The organism is Azoarcus sp. CIB (assembly GCF_001190925.1).
GTDB lineage: Bacteria > Pseudomonadota > Gammaproteobacteria > Burkholderiales > Rhodocyclaceae > Aromatoleum.
Map to the genome: position 1 here is coordinate 4,131,850 of NZ_CP011072.1, position 16,060 is coordinate 4,147,909.

The 16,060-nt window shown below is 65.3% G+C and carries 17 protein-coding genes; 2 read left to right on the forward strand and 15 right to left on the reverse strand.

The genetic code is table 11. The annotated features are described in order from the left end of the window. Positions 1 to 10 precede the first annotated feature (10 nt). On the reverse strand, positions 11 to 1,546 hold the full coding sequence (locus tag AzCIB_RS18460; protein ID WP_050417235.1) for an XrtA system polysaccharide chain length determinant: 1,536 nt from the start codon (positions 1,544 to 1,546) through the stop codon (positions 11 to 13). Positions 1,547 to 1,608: 62 nt separating this feature from the next. Further along, positions 1,609 to 2,241 (reverse strand): XrtA/PEP-CTERM system exopolysaccharide export protein, encoded by a 633-nt coding sequence (locus AzCIB_RS18465; protein ID WP_050417236.1) that lies wholly within the window; start codon positions 2,239 to 2,241, stop codon positions 1,609 to 1,611. A 262-nt stretch (positions 2,242 to 2,503) separates the two neighbouring features. Between AzCIB_RS18465 and AzCIB_RS24305 the strand changes: the two genes are divergently transcribed. Beyond that, a complete protein-coding gene (locus tag AzCIB_RS24305) occupies positions 2,504 to 3,202 on the forward strand; it encodes an N-acyl amino acid synthase FeeM domain-containing protein (RefSeq protein WP_157058529.1) in 699 nt (232 codons plus the stop codon). A 102-nt stretch (positions 3,203 to 3,304) separates the two neighbouring features. On the opposite strand, the gene AzCIB_RS18480 is transcribed toward AzCIB_RS24305, so the two are convergent. Together AzCIB_RS18480 and AzCIB_RS18485 are read right to left on the reverse strand one after the other, a co-directional pair. Further along, complete coding sequence (locus AzCIB_RS18480) at positions 3,305 to 4,411, reverse strand: porin (RefSeq protein ID WP_050417239.1); 1,107 nt, start codon at positions 4,409 to 4,411, stop codon at positions 3,305 to 3,307. 322 nt (positions 4,412 to 4,733) lie between these two features. Further along, a complete protein-coding gene (locus AzCIB_RS18485; RefSeq protein WP_050417240.1) occupies positions 4,734 to 5,867 on the reverse strand; it encodes a porin in 1,134 nt (377 codons plus the stop codon). A 388-nt stretch (positions 5,868 to 6,255) separates the two neighbouring features. On the opposite strand from AzCIB_RS18485, the gene rpoH reads away from it, so the two are divergent. After that, a complete protein-coding gene (gene rpoH / locus AzCIB_RS18490; RefSeq protein WP_050417241.1) occupies positions 6,256 to 7,104 on the forward strand; it encodes an RNA polymerase sigma factor RpoH in 849 nt (282 codons plus the stop codon). A 47-nt stretch (positions 7,105 to 7,151) separates the two neighbouring features. Here rpoH and AzCIB_RS18495 read toward each other — a convergent pair whose 3' ends face one another. The 11 genes from AzCIB_RS18495 to coxB form a co-directional block, all read right to left on the reverse strand. Beyond that, on the reverse strand, positions 7,152 to 7,745 hold the full coding sequence (locus tag AzCIB_RS18495) for an SCO family protein (RefSeq protein ID WP_050417242.1): 594 nt from the start codon (positions 7,743 to 7,745) through the stop codon (positions 7,152 to 7,154). A 28-nt stretch (positions 7,746 to 7,773) separates the two neighbouring features. Next, positions 7,774 to 8,697 carry a heme o synthase gene (cyoE, locus tag AzCIB_RS18500; protein WP_050417243.1) on the reverse strand — a complete coding sequence of 308 codons (924 nt, stop codon included), beginning with the start codon at positions 8,695 to 8,697 and terminating at the stop codon, positions 7,774 to 7,776. Further along, the gene (locus tag AzCIB_RS18505) at positions 8,669 to 9,706 is read right to left on the reverse strand and encodes a COX15/CtaA family protein (protein ID WP_050417244.1); all 1,038 of its coding nucleotides are present in this window, start codon (positions 9,704 to 9,706) and stop codon (positions 8,669 to 8,671) included. The genes cyoE and AzCIB_RS18505 overlap by 29 nt, the downstream gene beginning before the upstream one ends. Next, complete coding sequence (locus tag AzCIB_RS18510; protein WP_050417245.1) at positions 9,703 to 10,386, reverse strand: redox-active disulfide-containing membrane protein; 684 nt, start codon at positions 10,384 to 10,386, stop codon at positions 9,703 to 9,705. Before AzCIB_RS18510 ends, AzCIB_RS18505 begins: the two co-directional genes overlap by 4 nt. After that, positions 10,364 to 11,104: an SURF1 family protein gene (locus AzCIB_RS18515; RefSeq protein ID WP_050417246.1), complete on the reverse strand. Its 741-nt coding sequence runs from the start codon at positions 11,102 to 11,104 to the stop codon at positions 10,364 to 10,366. The genes AzCIB_RS18510 and AzCIB_RS18515 overlap by 23 nt, the downstream gene beginning before the upstream one ends. A 13-nt stretch (positions 11,105 to 11,117) precedes the next feature. Further along, a complete protein-coding gene (locus tag AzCIB_RS18520; RefSeq protein WP_050417247.1) occupies positions 11,118 to 11,969 on the reverse strand; it encodes a cytochrome c oxidase subunit 3 in 852 nt (283 codons plus the stop codon). A gap of 110 nt (positions 11,970 to 12,079) precedes the next feature. Next, on the reverse strand, positions 12,080 to 12,322 hold the full coding sequence (locus AzCIB_RS18525) for a DUF2970 domain-containing protein (RefSeq protein WP_050418448.1): 243 nt from the start codon (positions 12,320 to 12,322) through the stop codon (positions 12,080 to 12,082). Positions 12,323 to 12,327: 5 nt separating this feature from the next. Then, a complete protein-coding gene (locus AzCIB_RS18530) occupies positions 12,328 to 12,891 on the reverse strand; it encodes a cytochrome c oxidase assembly protein (protein ID WP_050417248.1) in 564 nt (187 codons plus the stop codon). Then, positions 12,888 to 13,010: a hypothetical protein gene (locus tag AzCIB_RS24925; protein ID WP_286130871.1), complete on the reverse strand. Its 123-nt coding sequence runs from the start codon at positions 13,008 to 13,010 to the stop codon at positions 12,888 to 12,890. The genes AzCIB_RS18530 and AzCIB_RS24925 overlap by 4 nt, the downstream gene beginning before the upstream one ends. Before the next feature lie 154 nt (positions 13,011 to 13,164). After that, positions 13,165 to 14,745: a cytochrome c oxidase subunit I gene (gene ctaD / locus AzCIB_RS18535; protein WP_050417249.1), complete on the reverse strand. Its 1,581-nt coding sequence runs from the start codon at positions 14,743 to 14,745 to the stop codon at positions 13,165 to 13,167. Positions 14,746 to 14,786: 41 nt separating this feature from the next. Continuing rightward, the gene (gene coxB / locus AzCIB_RS18540; RefSeq protein WP_083447069.1) at positions 14,787 to 15,914 is read right to left on the reverse strand and encodes a cytochrome c oxidase subunit II; all 1,128 of its coding nucleotides are present in this window, start codon (positions 15,912 to 15,914) and stop codon (positions 14,787 to 14,789) included. Positions 15,915 to 16,060 lie beyond the last annotated feature (146 nt).

Consider the following 16,060-nt stretch of genomic DNA (forward strand, 5'->3'; position numbering starts at 1 on the left):
CTGGTGCAGCTCACGTCTGCAGCCACTTGAGCAGCACGGTCATCGCCCCGACCGCAACAGCGAAACTCGCGACCCCTCCGCCGAACAACATCAACCGGCGCCGATCCGCCCTTTCCTTCGCAGGATCGGGCAAGAGGGAGATCACCCCAAGCACGGGCAGCCCCGTCACTTCACGCAAGTCACGAGGTTCGGCGAAAGCGGGGCGCAACTGCGCGATCAGGAAGGTGACTGCAACGCCTGCAGCCAAGGCCAGGAAACCGGCGAGCGGCATCAACAAGAGTCGGTTCGGCGCAGCCGGCGTGCGCGGCAGGGTGGGCGGATCGATCACGCGGAACTCGGTAATCCCGCCCTGGGCACTCATCTCGACGGACATAGAGGCCGATTCACGCCGCTGCACAAGCGTCTCGTAATTTTGCCGATGAACGTTATAGTCCCGATTCAGCTGGGTCTGCTCCGCCTCGATCTTCGGCAACAGTTCCTGCTGCGAGCGCAAGTGCGTCAACCTCGAACTCAACTCGGCGAGGCGGGCGCGAAGTGATGCCACCCTGGCGTCGGCCTCCGAAAGGGCCATCTTCAGTTGCTGAAACACGGGATTGGAACCAGGTGCCGCCCCCTGGCCGCCCCCAGCCTTGAGCATCGATTCGATTTCCTGCTGCTTTTCGGTTTCAAGCTGCGCGATGACCCGTCGCACGCCGACCACATCCGGATGCTCGTTCGTGTAACGCAGCATCATCTCGTCCAGATTCTTCTTCAAGAGCGCCAGGCGCGCGTCCACTTCCGGAACCGACACCATCGACGGATCCGACCGCAGCATCGGATCTTCGACCGCGAGTTGACGCTCGAGCGAACTGCGCGAATTCTCCGCCTCCTTCAGCTCGAGTTCGGCCTCGTTCATGCGATTCGTCAACTCTGCGATCTGCGCTACGTAATCCCTTCCCCCATCTCCAAGCAGGGCCATGTTCCGCAAGCGGAACTCCTTGAGCCGATTCTCGGCCTCGGTCAGCTTTACCTCATAATTCGCGATCTGCTCGTCGATGAAGCGACGGGCCGAGCTCGAGTCCTGCTGCTTCCCGACGAGCCCGGACTCGACGAACAGCGACACAAGCGCCTGTACGACCCGGTGTGCGCGCTCCGGCACCTGATCGCGATAGGCCAGCGTGAAAAGGTTGTCCCGCCCCGTACTGCGAATCTCCAGATCGCTCATCAAGGACGTGATTAACGATTCACGCTCGGTTGGCGTACGCGTCGTGATGTCCAGATCGGCCATCGAGATCAGCTTCTCGACATTCGGGCGCGTGATCAGCGTACGGCTAAGGATTGCAACTTGCTGATCGACGTTCGGCTGCACGGCAAGGCCGGACATCAATGGCCGCAGAACGGACTGCGTATCGACGAAGATCCGGGCCGAAGACTCGAAGCGGTCGGGGATCGAATACACGACAACGCCACCCACGACGCCCACCACCCACGTCACGGCGAGCCCCCACCAGCGGAAGCGCCACATTCCGCGCAGGTAGCCGTACAACCGGGTCAGGAGCTCTTCCATGAATCTACCTGTAAGTTCGCGCGACCGGAATCACGTGGATACCGCGGGGAATCGGCAGCAGATCAGAACCAGCTCTGCGGGATGATCAGGACGTCCCCCGGCCGCATCTCGACATTGGCGGAAACATCTCCACGTTTCACGAGATCCTTCAGGCGGACGCTGTACTGTTTGTTCCCCTCGGCCGTGCGCAGGATCGTCGCTGCGTTGCCGTCAGCGAACTCGGTCACTCCCCCGACCTTGATCATCACGTCAAGCAGGGTCATTTTCTGCTGATAGGCGAGCGTCTGCGGCTGTGCAGCTTCACCCACGACGCGGATCTGCTCGCTGTACGGCCCGATGAAGGACGTCACGATCACGGTGACGACCGGCTCGCGAATGAACTTCGAGAGCGCTTTCTCGATATCGCGGGCCAGGGTTGACGCATCCTTGCCCAGAGCCGGCAGATCTTCGACCAGCGGCGTCGTGATCTTCCCGTCCGGACGCACCGGAACGGACATCGAAAGCTCCGGATTCCGCCACACCACGATGTTTATCGCATCGCCCGGCCCGATCACGTAGTTGTATTCGGCTTCCGCGGCACCGGCCGGTGCGGGCGGATAGCTCCATGTGGCACAACCGGCCAGCACCCCGACGAGCAGCGACAGCAAGCACAGCTTGCTGATCCGCGCCCCCAACTTCGATGCACCGAAACTCATGACTGAAGTCTCCCACGTTCGTCGGCGTCGAATAAGCATAGCGAGCCTTTGCACATGCTAGGTGACTTCGGGTGCGTTTCGACAGGAACAATTACACAACCGCTTACAGCACCTCAACTGCCTCGCCGTTAAAGTCCGCACACCTTGGGACAGATAGTTTCCCGCCGCGTATTGACACATCGGAACTTTCACGAAAATGATGAATAGAGCCGCCAGCATTCATGAAACGCGCCCGCAAAGCGCACGCATTCCGAGCGGGCCAATGCACGCCCGTCGCGGCCTGCGCGGAGACGTTCTCCACCCGGAGTTCGCCCTGCGGCGCAATGGCTACCATCTGCGCGTCGTCCCCCCTCACGGCCCCCTCCGCGCGGACGTCGACCGCCTGATTCACCGGATGTACTCGTGGCGAGGATTGACGCCGTACCAGGGACACGACTCCACGGGGCAACCAATCCAGACCACCTTGGTGGCCTGCAAGGGAGATCGACCGTTCGGAACGCTTACGGTAGGCATGGACGTCGGCAAGGGACTTCTCGCCGACACCCTCTACCGTTCGGAGATCGACTCAATGCGCCATCGCGGCGGGCAGGTGTGCGAAGTGACGCGGCTCGCGATGGATCCCGAGCACAGCACCCCGGAAGCGATGGCGGCGATCTTCCACCTCGGCTTCATCATCGCCCGCCTCGTGCATGGCATGACCGACAGCTTCATCGAGGTACACCCGCGCCATACGTCCTACTACCGCCGCACACTGGGTTACCGTGTCGCAGGCCCGCACCTCACCTGTCCCCGCGTCGGCGCGCCCGCTATCCTCATGCATCTGCCGCTTTCGCATGCAGAGCAGCAAGCCCTGCGCTACGGCGGCAGCGCTCAAGCGCACAGCCGAAACCTGTATCAGCTGTTCCTCTCACCGTCGGAACAGCGCACCGTCCTGAACTCGCTGCACCGCCCGCACGCATAACGGCAGCTTGGCCCGGGCTGCGGCATAGCTGCGCCGCGAACGGCACGCGGAAAATGAAACGGGCGCCGAAGCGCCCGTTGCGGTCACACGATCCGGGAAGGATCAGAAGTTGTGACGCAGGCCGACACCGAAGGAGGTGTTGTCCAGGCCCAGATCCGAGCCCAGGAAGCTGTACGCGCCACCGCCGTCATACGCGCCGCCGTTGTCGATCGACACCTTCTGCTTGTCGTTGTCGATCTTGGTCCATTGTGCGTAGACCTTGGTGCGCTTCGACAGGTTGTAGTTGTAACCCAGCGTGAGCTGCTTGGCACCCGTGTCGTCCGTGCTGCTCCAGTCGCGCGCGACGCCGTAGTTCACATGGAACTCATTGGCACCGACCGGCACCATCGCGGCAACACGATAGTGGTTGCGATGGTGGTCGCCGGTCAGACCCGTGATGTCCTGAAGACCACCATTCTCCGACTTGTTACGCTCGAACAGGCCGCCGATAACAACAGCCTTGAAGTCATACACGGCAGCCAGCGCCAGCGCACTGTCCTTGCTCTTCCCTTCGGCGAAGTTGAAGAACTTGTTGGTGCGGGCGTAGCCGAAACCGACGTGCAGCGGGCCATTGTCGTAATTCAAGGTCGCAGAATAGTGCGTCGGGCGGGCGCTGCGATTGAGAGCGACGGAGTCGGTCGCCCGTTCGTTCAGAGCCGAATACTGAGCCTCGAACACGAACCCGCCGCCAAACGTCGGGCTGGCGTAGGCAACCGAATTGCGCAGGTAGAAGTCTTCCGGATCGTAGGCCGGCACCCACAGGAACGCATCCGACGACGTACCGGTGTCGTGGTTCGACATGCCCAGATAGTCGTGCGTCGCGTAGTACAGCGGGCTGGTGATGCGGCCCAGTTTGACCGTACCCAGAGTGTTGCTCTTCAGGCCGACGAAAGTATCGCGACTGGCGAGATTGCCGCCGCCGGCATCGGAGTTGAAGCCGCTTTCGATCTGGAACAGGGCCGACATGCCGCCGCCCAGGTCCTCGTTTCCACGGAACCCGATACGGGAACTGTTGTTGATCATCTTGGTGACGCTATCCTCACCCTGGACCTTGGTCTGTTCCAGCGAGGTATTCAAACGACCGTAGATGGTCACGTTGGATTGCGCCTGGGCGGCGCCCGCGACACCGATGGCGGCCAGCGCGATGGCCAGCTTCTTGACGTTCAGCATTGATTCGACTCCCCACTTGTAATGGATTGATTGTCGGCTTTCCGCATCAAGGCCGGTCCGGAACCCGGGTAGGGACCCGCAGCCACGGCGGAGGCACCGGGCGATTATAGGTGTGCGCACAATGGAAGGAAGTGAAAGCACATCGGTTCGTCACGCAACTGTCGCATCGTTGCAACAACACGAACGCAGCGGACATCGGGCATGCCGGAACACGGCGAAACAGCCCGTTGGCACGAACCGGCTGCCCGCGCGACCATCGGGCACGTAGACGAAAAAACGGGCGCCGAAGCGCCCGTTTTGATCAATTCCGAAAGACTCGGAATTAGAAGGTGTGACGCAGGCCGAGGCCGAAACCCTGCGGATCCTGGCCGGCCGACGAAACGCCGACTTTGCTCAGGTAGAAGTCCGCAGCCGAGCCGCTGTCGTTGTTCAGGCGGGTGTAGTACGCCTTGACCATCGTGCGCTTGCTCAGAGCGTAGGTGTAGCCCAGGGTCCACTGCGAGAACTCGGTGTTGTCGCAAGCGTCGAAGTCGCATGCGTCGCCGTCCAGTTCCTGCGAACGAGCGTACTGCAGATACACAGCCTGGTTGCCGCCGAACTTCTGCTCAGCACCGACCATCCACGCGTTGCGCTTGACTTCGGTGTCGCCAAGGGAGCTCGAAGCTTCATACTTCGCACGATCGTACAGAGCCGACACCGACGTGTTCGACGGGAAGGTGTACTTCGCGGCGATACGGGCGTCCTTCAGCTTGTCGCTGATGCCAGCCACCGGAACGCCCAGAACCGAGGCCGCAGCCTGGGGATCCTGCGCCACGGCATAACCGGCCGAAACGTACAGCGGGCCGTTCTCGTAGGCGGCAGCCAGCTGGTACGACTGCGAGTTGATGCCCTCGCCGTCGTTGATATCGGGCGACTTGCGGTTTTCGCCAGCCGAGTAGGCCAGCTGAGCCGTCAGGCCGCTGAAGTTCGGGGTCGTGTACATCACGGCGTTGTTGATGCGCTCGTCGATACCGGTCTGAGCAACACCACCGATCGTGCCGTAGGTAGCGGCCTGGAAGCCGATACCGGTAGCGGCCGGGTTGAAGTCAACCTTGGCGCCAGCGGCACGCATGATGGTGGTCAGCTTGCCGAGTTGCACCTTACCGAAGCCACCTTCGAGCCCGACGAAGGTGTCGCGGCCAGCCAGGGTGCCGCCACCCGCGTCAGCGGAGAAGGAGCTTTCAACCTGGAACAGCGCCTTCAGGCCATTGCCCAGGTCTTCGGTGCCACGGAAGCCGATCAGCGAGCTGTTCGACGTGACGCGGGTGCGACGATCGACTTCGAACGCATCGCCGCCGCTCGCCTTAACCGACTCGACGGTCACGTCGACGACGCCGTACACGGTGACGTTGGTCTGCGCGAAAACCGGAGCGGACGCCAGGCCAGCGATGGCCAGGGCGATCAGTTTCTTTTGCATGTATTTCTCCTCTAATTGAAGCTGAAGCCGCGGTCGTGACCCCGGCCCGACTTACCTCTCAAGCGAGAAGTTGTCACGATTGTGCGCAACGGGCCGGCTGCGGTGCAAGAATCGTTCGCCCGGAACACCGCAAATGGATAAAAGTTGTTGCATGGGTGCAACAGACGCCAGGCCGTTCAGCCACCTGTACTTGCCGGGCCAAGCCCTGCACCGACCTGAAAGCCACGCCTGGCACGGTTTTCGGACGAGAGACCATCCGGCCCGGATGGCTTGCAGCGGGAATTTCACGTGGACGGCATAGTCGGTCGCGCCGCGCGGGAACTCTTCTCCTCCCTTAGCACTCCGAGTCGCTGAGTGCTAATATCACGCGCATGGAGGATTACCGTACATGAGCCAAGCCCTGTCCTTCCCCGTCCCGTCCGCGGTCGGCAGCATCGATCAGTACATCCAGTCGGTCAATCGCATTCCGATGCTCACGGAGCGCGAGGAGGTCGATCTGGCGACGCGTCTGCGCGACGAAGGGGACGTGGAGGCGGCGCGACGTCTGGTGATGTCGCACCTGCGCCTGGTGGTCGCAATTGCACGCGGCTACCTTGGCTACGGCCTGCCGCATGCCGACCTGATCCAGGAAGGCAACATCGGCCTGATGAAGGCAGTGAAGCGTTTCGACCCGGCGCGCGGCGTGCGGCTGGTCTCGTTCGCAATCCACTGGATCAAGGCCGAGATCCACGAGTACGTGCTGAAGAACTGGCGGCTGGTGAAGATCGCGACGACGAAGGCGCAGCGCAAGCTGTTCTTCAACCTGCGCAGCCTGAAGAAGGATTCGACGACCCTGAGCGGCGACGAGATCCACGCGGTAGCGATGCAGTTGGGGGTGAAGCCGGAGGAAGTCGTCGAGATGGAAACACGCCTGAGCGGGCGCGACATTCCGCTCGAGGGCGACAGCGACGACGATGACGAGCGCTTCGCGCCCATCGCCTACCTGCCGGACCCGCACGCGGAGCCGCTGGAGGTGCTGGAACGCGCCGAGCTCGCGCACCTGCACGACGTCGGATTGCACCAGGCGCTCGCGAGCTTGGACGAGCGCAGCCGCACCATCGTGCAGCGGCGCTGGCTGACGGAAGGCGACAGCGCGACGTTGCACGAGCTCGCGGCGGAGTACGGCGTTTCGGCGGAGCGCATCCGCCAGATCGAGGCGAAGGCGATGCAGAAGATGCGCGGCCTGCTCACGGTCTGAGCAGCTTTCTCCCCCCGTACGCGGACGGCAGCTTCAGGCTGCCGTTTTCATTTCTTGGCCAGCAGGCTGCGGATGTCCGCGACGATGTTGTCGGCGGTCTCGCCATGCTTCACGTACAAGCGAACCCGTCCCGCGGGATCGAAGACGTAGGTTCCCGTCGAGTGGTCCACAGTGTAGTTGTTGCCGGACGTGTCGCCGCTCTTCTGGAAGAAGACGCGGAATTCCTTGGCGACCGCGGTGGTCTGGGCGGCGTCGCCACGCAGTGCGATGAAGCGCGGATCGAACACGGGGACGTATTGCGCGAGGAGTTGCTGCGTGTCGCGCTCGGGGTCGACGGTGACGAACAGGACCTGCAGGCGCTCCGCGTCGGGGCCGAGCTGGCGCATGACCTCGGCCATGGTCGCGAGGTTCGTGGGACACACGTCCGGGCACTGCGTATAGCCGAAGAACAGCATGACGACCTTGCCGCGAAAATCGGCCAGCGTGCGCGGCGTGCCGTTGTGGTCGGACAGCGCGAGTCCCTTGCCGTAGTCGGCGCCGGTGATGTCGGTGGCGCGGAAGGTGGTCGTGGCGGAGGGGTTGGAGCAGGCGGCGAGGGTGGCGACTGCGAGCGTTGCGGCGACGATCAGGGCGCGGAGCATCTTTCCTGGGACCGGGACATGGAGGGGATCAGAAACGCAGGTAATGATCCGCCAGCAGGGCCGCGAAGAGCAAGAACAGATACAGAATGGAGAAGCGGAAGGCGCGTCGTGCGCGGGCGTCGCTGTAGTCGACGTACAGGCGCCATGCGTGCCCGAGGTAGCAGCCGCCGAGCGCGATCGCGGCGATGAGATAGGGGATGCCGCTCATGCGCGTCGCGAACGGCAGCAGCGTGACGCCGAAGAGGATGCATGTATACAGCAGCACCGACAGCCGCGTGAATTCGGGGCCGTGGGTGACCGGCAGCATCGGCAGCCCGGCGCGCGCGTAGTCGGCGCTGCGGTAGAGCGCGAGGGACCAGAAGTGCGGCGGGGTCCACGCGAAGATGATAAGGAAGAGGAGCAGCGCGTCGGCGCTTACGTCGCCGGTGACGGCAGCCCAGCCGAGCACCGGGGGCATGGCGCCGGAGGCGCCGCCGATGACGATGTTTTGCGGCGTGCGCGGCTTGAGGAAGATGGTGTAGACCACCGCGTAGCCGACGAAGGTGGCGAGCGTGAGCCACATCGTCAGCGGATTGACGAGCTGATGCAGGATCAGGAGGCCGCTGCCGCCGAGCGCGCTGGCGAAGGCGAGCGTCTCGCGCGGGGTGAGCTCGCCGCGCGGCAGTGGGCGCCCGCGGGTACGGGTCATGCGCGCGTCGATCTGCGCTTCGATGAGGCAGTTCATCGCCGCGGCGGCACCGGCGACGCACGCGATGCCGACGGTGGCGGCGAGCACGATGGCGGGCGACGGCAGGCCGTCGGGGACGGCGAGGAACATGCCGATGATGGCGCAGAACACGATCAGGGAATTCACCCGCGGCTTCGTCAGCACGTAGAAGGCGTGCAGACGGGCCGTTGCGACGTGGGAATCCTCGACGTGAGAATCAGGCGTAAGAATTTTCGCGGCCCGCATGACCTGCCCTCCTCTGCGCAGCCGTTGCGGGACTGCGGGCCCCGCGCAGGCTGTGGTTGATCCAGACCATCACGATGACGAGTGCCGCAGCGCCGGCGTTGTGCGCAACCGCGAGCGGCAGCGGCAGACTGAGCACGACGTTGGCGATGCCGAGGGCGAGCTGGGCGGCGAGTGCAAGCAGCAGGACGGCAGCGAGACGGCGCGTGACGGAGCGGCGCAGCAGTGCGCCACCGAGCGCGATCAGCGCCATGCCGGCAATGACTGCTCCGACACGATGCGACCAGTGGATGGCGGTGAGTGCCGCCAGCGGGAGCACTTCGCCGTCGGCGGTCATGCCGAGTTCGCGCACGACGTGGAAGGCATTCGCGTAGTCGGCCGGTGGCCACAAACTGCCCTGGCAGGCCGGAAAGTCGGTGCAGGCGAGCGCGGCGTAGTTGGTGCTCGTCCAGCCTCCGAGCGCAATCTGCACCGCGAGCAGTGCGAAGGCCGCACGGGCGAGGACGAGGAGGCGGCGCGGGACCTCGATCCGCGCCGGCGCTTGGGCATGCAAGGCAAGCCAGGCGAGCAGCGCGAGGGTCGTGAGGCCACCGAGGAGGTGGGCCGTGACGATGGCCGGCTTGAGCAGCAGCGTGACGGTCCATTTTCCGAGCAGGCCCTGGAAAATCACGATACCGACTAGGGCTGCGGCGAGCCGCGGGGCGACGCCCGGGGTGCCGCGGCGGCGCCAGGCGAGGAACGCGATGACGAGGATGAGCAGGCCGAGGGCGGCGGCGAGGTAGCGGTGGATCATCTCCTTCCACGCCTTCGGGAGGCTGACCGGTCCGCGCGGGTCGGCGGCGTGGGTTTCGCGGATCGCGTCGGCGGCGTGGTGCGGGCTGAGCTGGCCGTAGCAGCCCGGCCAGTCGGGGCAGCCGAGGCCGGCGTCGGACAGGCGGACGTAGGCGCCGAAGACGACGACAAGGGTCGTGAGCGCGAGTGCGAGGAGAATCAGGCGGCGGTAGGTGGTCATCGTGCGGTGCGATCGTCGGTGACGGGGGTCGAACGCGCCGGGGGAGTCGTCTGCGCCCGCCCGAGCGCGGAATACTTGAGCAGGCGCTGCAGGTCCTTGATGACGCGGCGCGGCTCGGCGTTCTCGGGGAAGCGCATGATCACGCTGCCACGCGGATCGACCAGATAGACGTGACGCCCCCGCTCGGCGGCAGGCAAACGTGCGAGCCATGCGGGTTCGGCGCGGGCAAGGCGCAGCCCGTCGTGGGCCGCGAGCAGTTCGGCAGCCGGCATCGCGGCGTCGGAGACCAGCCACAGGCGCGCGACGCGCTCCATCTCTTCGCCCTGCGCGAGACGGGACTGGCGCATCAGGTACAGGGCATCCGCACAGGCGCGCTCGCAGGTGGCGGATGCAGCGAGCAGCAGGGTCCAACGGCCCTCGAGTTCCTTGCGCGCGAGATCCGGCTGGCCAGCGACGCCCGGCAGCACCGCGTCGGGCAGGGACGCGGGCACGAGCAGTTCGCCGTAGTTGGCCCGCCCTTCCGGCTGCCAGACGTAATAGGCGAAATAGGAGGCGAGGACGGGCAGCACGCAGACGAAGGCGAGCAGCGCGAGCGTGCGGCGTCCGGTGCGGGTGCGCGCGACGGCGTTCGGCGCGGGTGCGGGTGCAGGCGAGGGCTCAGAGAGGCTGGCGCTGGTCATGCCGGGGACTCCGAAAAGCGTTCCACAGGTAGCACAGGGTGAGCGCCGTCGCGAGGGCTGCGAGGGCGTACCACTGGAGGGCGTAGCCGCGGTGGCGCTCGATGCCGGCATCGGGGTCGGGCCAGCTGCGGATCAGGCCGTCGTCGGCGGGGCTGGTCTGCTGCACGTAGAAGTCGGCCACCGGCAGTCGCGTTTCGCTGCGGTAGCGGGCGAGATCGAGCACCTGCCAGACGCTGCCCGAGGGGGCGTCGGCGGCGAGCATGAAGGGTTTTTCTTCGGGATGGCGCACGCGGCCGGTGACGACGGTCGCGCCGGGCGGGTTGGCGATCCGGGGGGGCGGTTGCGAGCGGTCGGCACCGGCCCCGATCCAGCCGCGGTTGACCAGCACGACGGCCCCCTGCCCTGTGAGTTGCAGCGGCGTGAAGACGTGGTAGCCCGCGCGCCCCGCGTGAACGCGGTTGTCGATCAGGATGCTGCGCCCGGGGAGCCATTCGCCATGGAGTTCGACGCTTTGCCACTCGGCAGGGGGCGTCGAGTCGAGGGGCAGCGCGAGGGGCTGCGCGGGGCGCTCGGCCGCGGCACGGTATTCGGCCTGCAGTTCGGCCTTTTCCGCGGCGCGGCGCGTCTGCCAGTTGCCCAGTTGCAGCGTGAGCAGCGCAAGCGCCACGCCCGCGAGCAGCGGCACGGGATGGAGGCGGACGTGACGACGCAGGCTCATTCGCAGCGGGCGCTTACAGCAGGTAGACGACGACGAAGAGCAGCAGCCATACGACATCGACGAAGTGCCAGTACCACGCGGCGGCCTCGAAGCCGAAGTGGCTGTCGGGGGTGAAATGTCCGGCCAGCGCGCGGCCGAGCATGACCGTGAGCATGATTGCGCCGACCGTGACGTGCAGGCCGTGGAAGCCGGTGAGGAGATAGAAGGTGGAGCCGTAGATGCCGGTATCGAGGCGCAGGTTGAGTTCGGCATAGGCGTGGCGGTATTCGTAGATCTGCAGGCTGAGGAAGAGCACGCCGAGCAGGATGGTGACGAGCAGGCCAAGCTTGAGCTGGTTTCGCTTGTCGTGGCGCAGGCCGTGGTGCGCCCAGGTGAGGGTCGCGCCGGAGCTGAGCAGGATGAGGGTGTTGAGCGCGGGGATGCCCCAGGCGCCCATCGGCGTGAAGGGGTCGGGCTTGTCGGGGCCGGCCGTGGGCCAGCCGCCGGCGAAGCCCTGCCACAGCAGTTCCATGGTGTCGCCGGTGGCGAGCCAGGGGACGGAGAGGACACGGGCGTAGAAGAGCGCGCCGAAGAAGGCGGCGAAGAACATGACTTCGGAGAAGATGAACCAGCCCATCGACCAGCGGAAGGAGCGGTCGACCTTGCGGCCGTACTTGCCGCCTTCGGATTCGTGCACGACCTGGCCGAACCAGCCGAACAGCATGAAGACGAGGATCGCGATGCCGAGGAAGAACGCCCAGGGTCCGGCCTTGAAGCCGTTGAGCCACATCGCGGCACCGCTGCCGAAGAGCAGCAGCGCGATCGAGCCGAAGATGGGGTACTTCGAGGGTTCGGGGACGAAGTATTTTTCGAAGGTTTGCGTCATGTCTACCCTCCTGACTCCCCGGCGTTTTCGCGCGCCGGAACGTAGGGCGGAAAAGCGAAGCGCCTTCCGCCGAATGGCTTGCGGTCATGCCGTGTTGGCCTCGCCATGTCTCAGCCTCCGACGATCAGGCGCACGACGGCGACGAGGGTGAGCACAAACGCGAGCCCTGCGAGCAGGCCGGCGACGACGACTGCGCGCGGGTCGAGCGAACGGGTGTCGTGTTCGTAGTCGTGGCGGCGCCGTATGCCGATGAAGGACCACAGCACGGCGCGCAGCGTGGCGAGGAAGCCGGCGCGGGGCGGCGTGGCGGGATCGTTGTGGGGCGGCGCGTGGCGCGGGTCGTGGTTCTGCATGGCGATCACGAACGGCCTCCCGTGCCGTCACCGGCGACGCGGCGCCCGGCGATTTCGAAGAAGGTGTAGGAGAGGGTGATGACCGTGACGTCCGCGGGCAGGCCGGGGTCGACGACGAAGGCGACGGGCATGGTGCGTTTTTCGCCGGCGGCGAGCGTCTGTTTGGCGAAGCAGAAGCATTCGAGCTTGTGGAAGTACTGGCCGGCGAGTTGCGGGCCGTAGCTGGGGACGGCCTGGCCGGTGACGGGTTCGCTGCGGGTGTTGGAGACTTCGTAGGCGACGGTGGCGAGTTCGCCGGGGTGGACGCTGATCTGGGTCTGCAGGGGGCGGAATTGCCACGGCAGGTCGTGGATGTTGGCGTCGAACTGGACGGTGACGGTGCGCGTGAGGTCGATCTGGGTGTTGGCGGCGGTGTCGGGTTTGAGCAGGTTGTTGATGCCGGTGACTTCGCAGATCTTTTCGTAGAAGGGCACGAGCAGGAAGCCGAAGCCGAACATGACGACGGCGGCGACGGCGAGGCGCACGAGCAAGCGGCGGTTTTCGGCGGCGATGCGGGCTCGCGCACTCATGGAGCGAGCCCCTTGAACTTGAAGAGCGCCGCAAAGAAGAACAGCAGCGCGACGACCGCCAGCAGGAGGGCGGTGCGGCGGTTCGCGGCGCGGCGGGCGGGGTCGTCGCTGTGGGTCATGCTGTTGTTGCCTGCGATCCGCGCCGCGCCGGGTATTCGCGCCGCCGGCTGCGGAACTCGCCCTGCGGGCTCAGACAGTCCTCGCCGGCTCTGCGAACACCCGACACGCCGCTCGCATCGGTACCGGCTCGACGGCTGATTTTGGCTGGGCTGTTCATTTCACCACCGGCGCTTCTTCGAAGGTGTGGTGCGGCGCGGGTGACGGGACCGTCCATTCCAGTCCTTCGGCGCCTTCCCAGGCACGTGCGGCGGCCTTTTCGCCGCCGCGCACGCATTTCACGACCGCAGCAAGGAAGATGAGCTGGGAGAGGCCGAAGCCGAAGGCGCCGATCGAGGCCATCATGTTGAAGTCGGCGAACTGCAGCGCGTAGTCGGGGATGCGGCGCGGCATGCCGGCCAGCCCGAGGAAGTGCATGGGAAAGAAGGTGATGTTGAAGAAGACGATCGAGCACCAGAAGTGCAGCTTGCCGATGCGCTCGTCGGGCATGTGGCCGGTCCACTTCGGCAGCCAGTAGTAGGCGCCGGCGAAGAGCGCGAAGAGGCTGCCGGCGACGAGCACGTAGTGGAAGTGGGCGACGACGTAGTAGGTGTCCTGCACCTGGATGTCGATCGGGGCGATGGCGCAGATGAGGCCGGTGAAGCCGCCCATGGTGAACACGAAGATGAAGCCGACGGCCCACAGCATCGGCGTCTCGAAGGTCATCGAGCCGCGCCACATCGTGGCGATCCAGTTGAACACTTTGACGCCGGTGGGCACGGCGATGAGCATCGTCGCGTACATGAAGAAGAGCTGACCGGCCGCGGGCATGCCGGTGGTGAACATGTGGTGGGCCCACACGCTGAAGGAGAGGATCGCAATCGACGCGGTGGCGTACACCATCGATGCGTAGCCGAACAGCGGCTTGCGCGCGAAGGTGGGGATGATCTGGCTGATGATGCCGAAGGCCGGGAGGATCATGATGTAGACCTCCGGGTGGCCGAAGAACCAGAAGATGTGCTGGTACATCACCGGGTCGCCGCCGCCGGCGGCGCTGAAGAAGCTGGTGCCGAAGTGGCGGTCGGTGAGGACCATGGTCACGGCGCCGGCGAGCACCGGCATCACGGCGATCAGCAGGTAGGCGGTGATGAGCCAGGTCCAGCAGAAGAGCGGCATCTTCATCATCGTCATGCCGGGCGCGCGCATGTTGAGGATGGTGACGACGATGTTGATCGCGCCCATGATGGAGCTCACGCCCATGATGTGGATCGCGAAGATCGCGAGATCCATGCCCATGCCCATCTGCACGGAGAGCGGCGCGTAGAGCGTCCAGCCGGCAGCGGTGGCGCCGCCGGGGACGAAGAAGGAGCCGATCAGCAGGGTCGCGGCCGGCGGCAGGAGCCAGAAGCTCCAGTTGTTCATGCGCGCGAAGGCCATGTCGCACGCGCCGATCATCAGCGGGATCTGCCAGTTCGCGAAGCCGACGAAGGCGGGCATGATGGCGCCGAACACCATCACGAGGCCGTGCATGGTCGTGAGCTGGTTGAAGAACTCGGGCTGCACGACCTGCAGGCCGGGCTGGAACAGCTCCGCGCGGATCGTCAGCGCCATCACGCCCCCCGAGAGGAACATGATGAAGCTGAAGACCAGGTACATCGTGCCGATGTCCTTGTGGTTGGTCGTCGTGATCCAGCGCATCAGGCCGGTGGGGCCGTGATGGTGGTCGCCGTGCAGGTGATCGGGCATTACCGCCGCCATGCTGCCTCCTTGACGATTCAAGCGTTCAGGCGTTCGTGGCTTCACTTGCCCCGCGCCGCCGCGATCTGCGAGGGCTGGATGGCTTCGCCGGTCTTGTTGCTCCAGGTGTTGCGCGTGTAGGTGATGACGGCCGCGATGTCGGCGTCGGACAGCAGCGCGCCGAAGGCGGCCATCGGCGTGCCGGGACGTCCCTTCAGCACGACCTCGATCTGCGCGGGCGCTTCGCCGAGCACGATGGCGGCTCCGTCGAGCGGCGGGAAGGCGGGCGGCAGGCCCTTGCCGTCGGCCTGATGGCAGGCGACGCAGTTCGCTGCGAAGACCTTGGCGCCGTGCTCGACAAGCTCGGCGAGCGCCCATTCGCGCGCCCCGGCGCTGGCGGCGGCGGCCATTGCGGCCTGCCGGTCAGCGACCCACTTGGCGTAGGCCTGCTGCGACACGACATGCACTTCGATGGGCATGAAGCCGTGGTCCTTGCCGCACAGCTCGGCGCAGTTGCCGCGGTAGACGCCTTCCTGGTCGGCACGGAACCATGCGTCGCGGATGAAGCCGGGGATGGCGTCCTGCTTGACGCCGAAGGCCGGCAGCCACCACGAATGGATCACGTCGGCGGCGGTCATCAGCACGCGGATCTTCTTGCCGACCGGGACGACGACGGGGTTGTCGACCTCGACCAGATAATGCTCGCCCTTGGTGGCCTTGCCGTCGACCTGCTCGCGCGGGGTCGACAGGTTGGATACGAAGCGGATGCCCTGCCCTTCGCCCTGCAGGTAGTCGTAGCCCCATTTCCACTGGTAGCCGGTGGCCTTGATGGTGATGTCGGGGTCGCGCGTGTCCTTCATCTCCAGCACCGTCCGGGTCGCCGGCCAGGCCATGCCGAGGAGGATGAGGATGGGGATAACGGTCCAGGCGATCTCGACCGCAGTGTTCTCGTGGAAGTGGGCAGCGACCGCGCCCTTCGACTTGCGGTGGTGGATCACCGCCCAGAACATCACGCCGAACACGATCACGAAGATGAGCAGGCAGATCAGCAACATGAGCGTGTGCATGTCGTAGATCTGCGCGGCGATGCCGGTGGCAGGGGGCTGGAGGTTGTAGCGGCTTTGGGCCTGGAGGGCCGGCGCGGCGATCACGAGGGATACGGCGACTGCATGACGACCGGCAAGACTCATGTCCCAACCCCCATCGAATGCGGCGGCTCCCGCGAGCCGTATTTCAGCGAATGCGAATTGATCATGCCATAGCGGGTTCTCCGGTCGCAATACGAGTTTTTGAGCTTTATCAACATATTGCAGCGCAATATGTGATATTCGCCCGG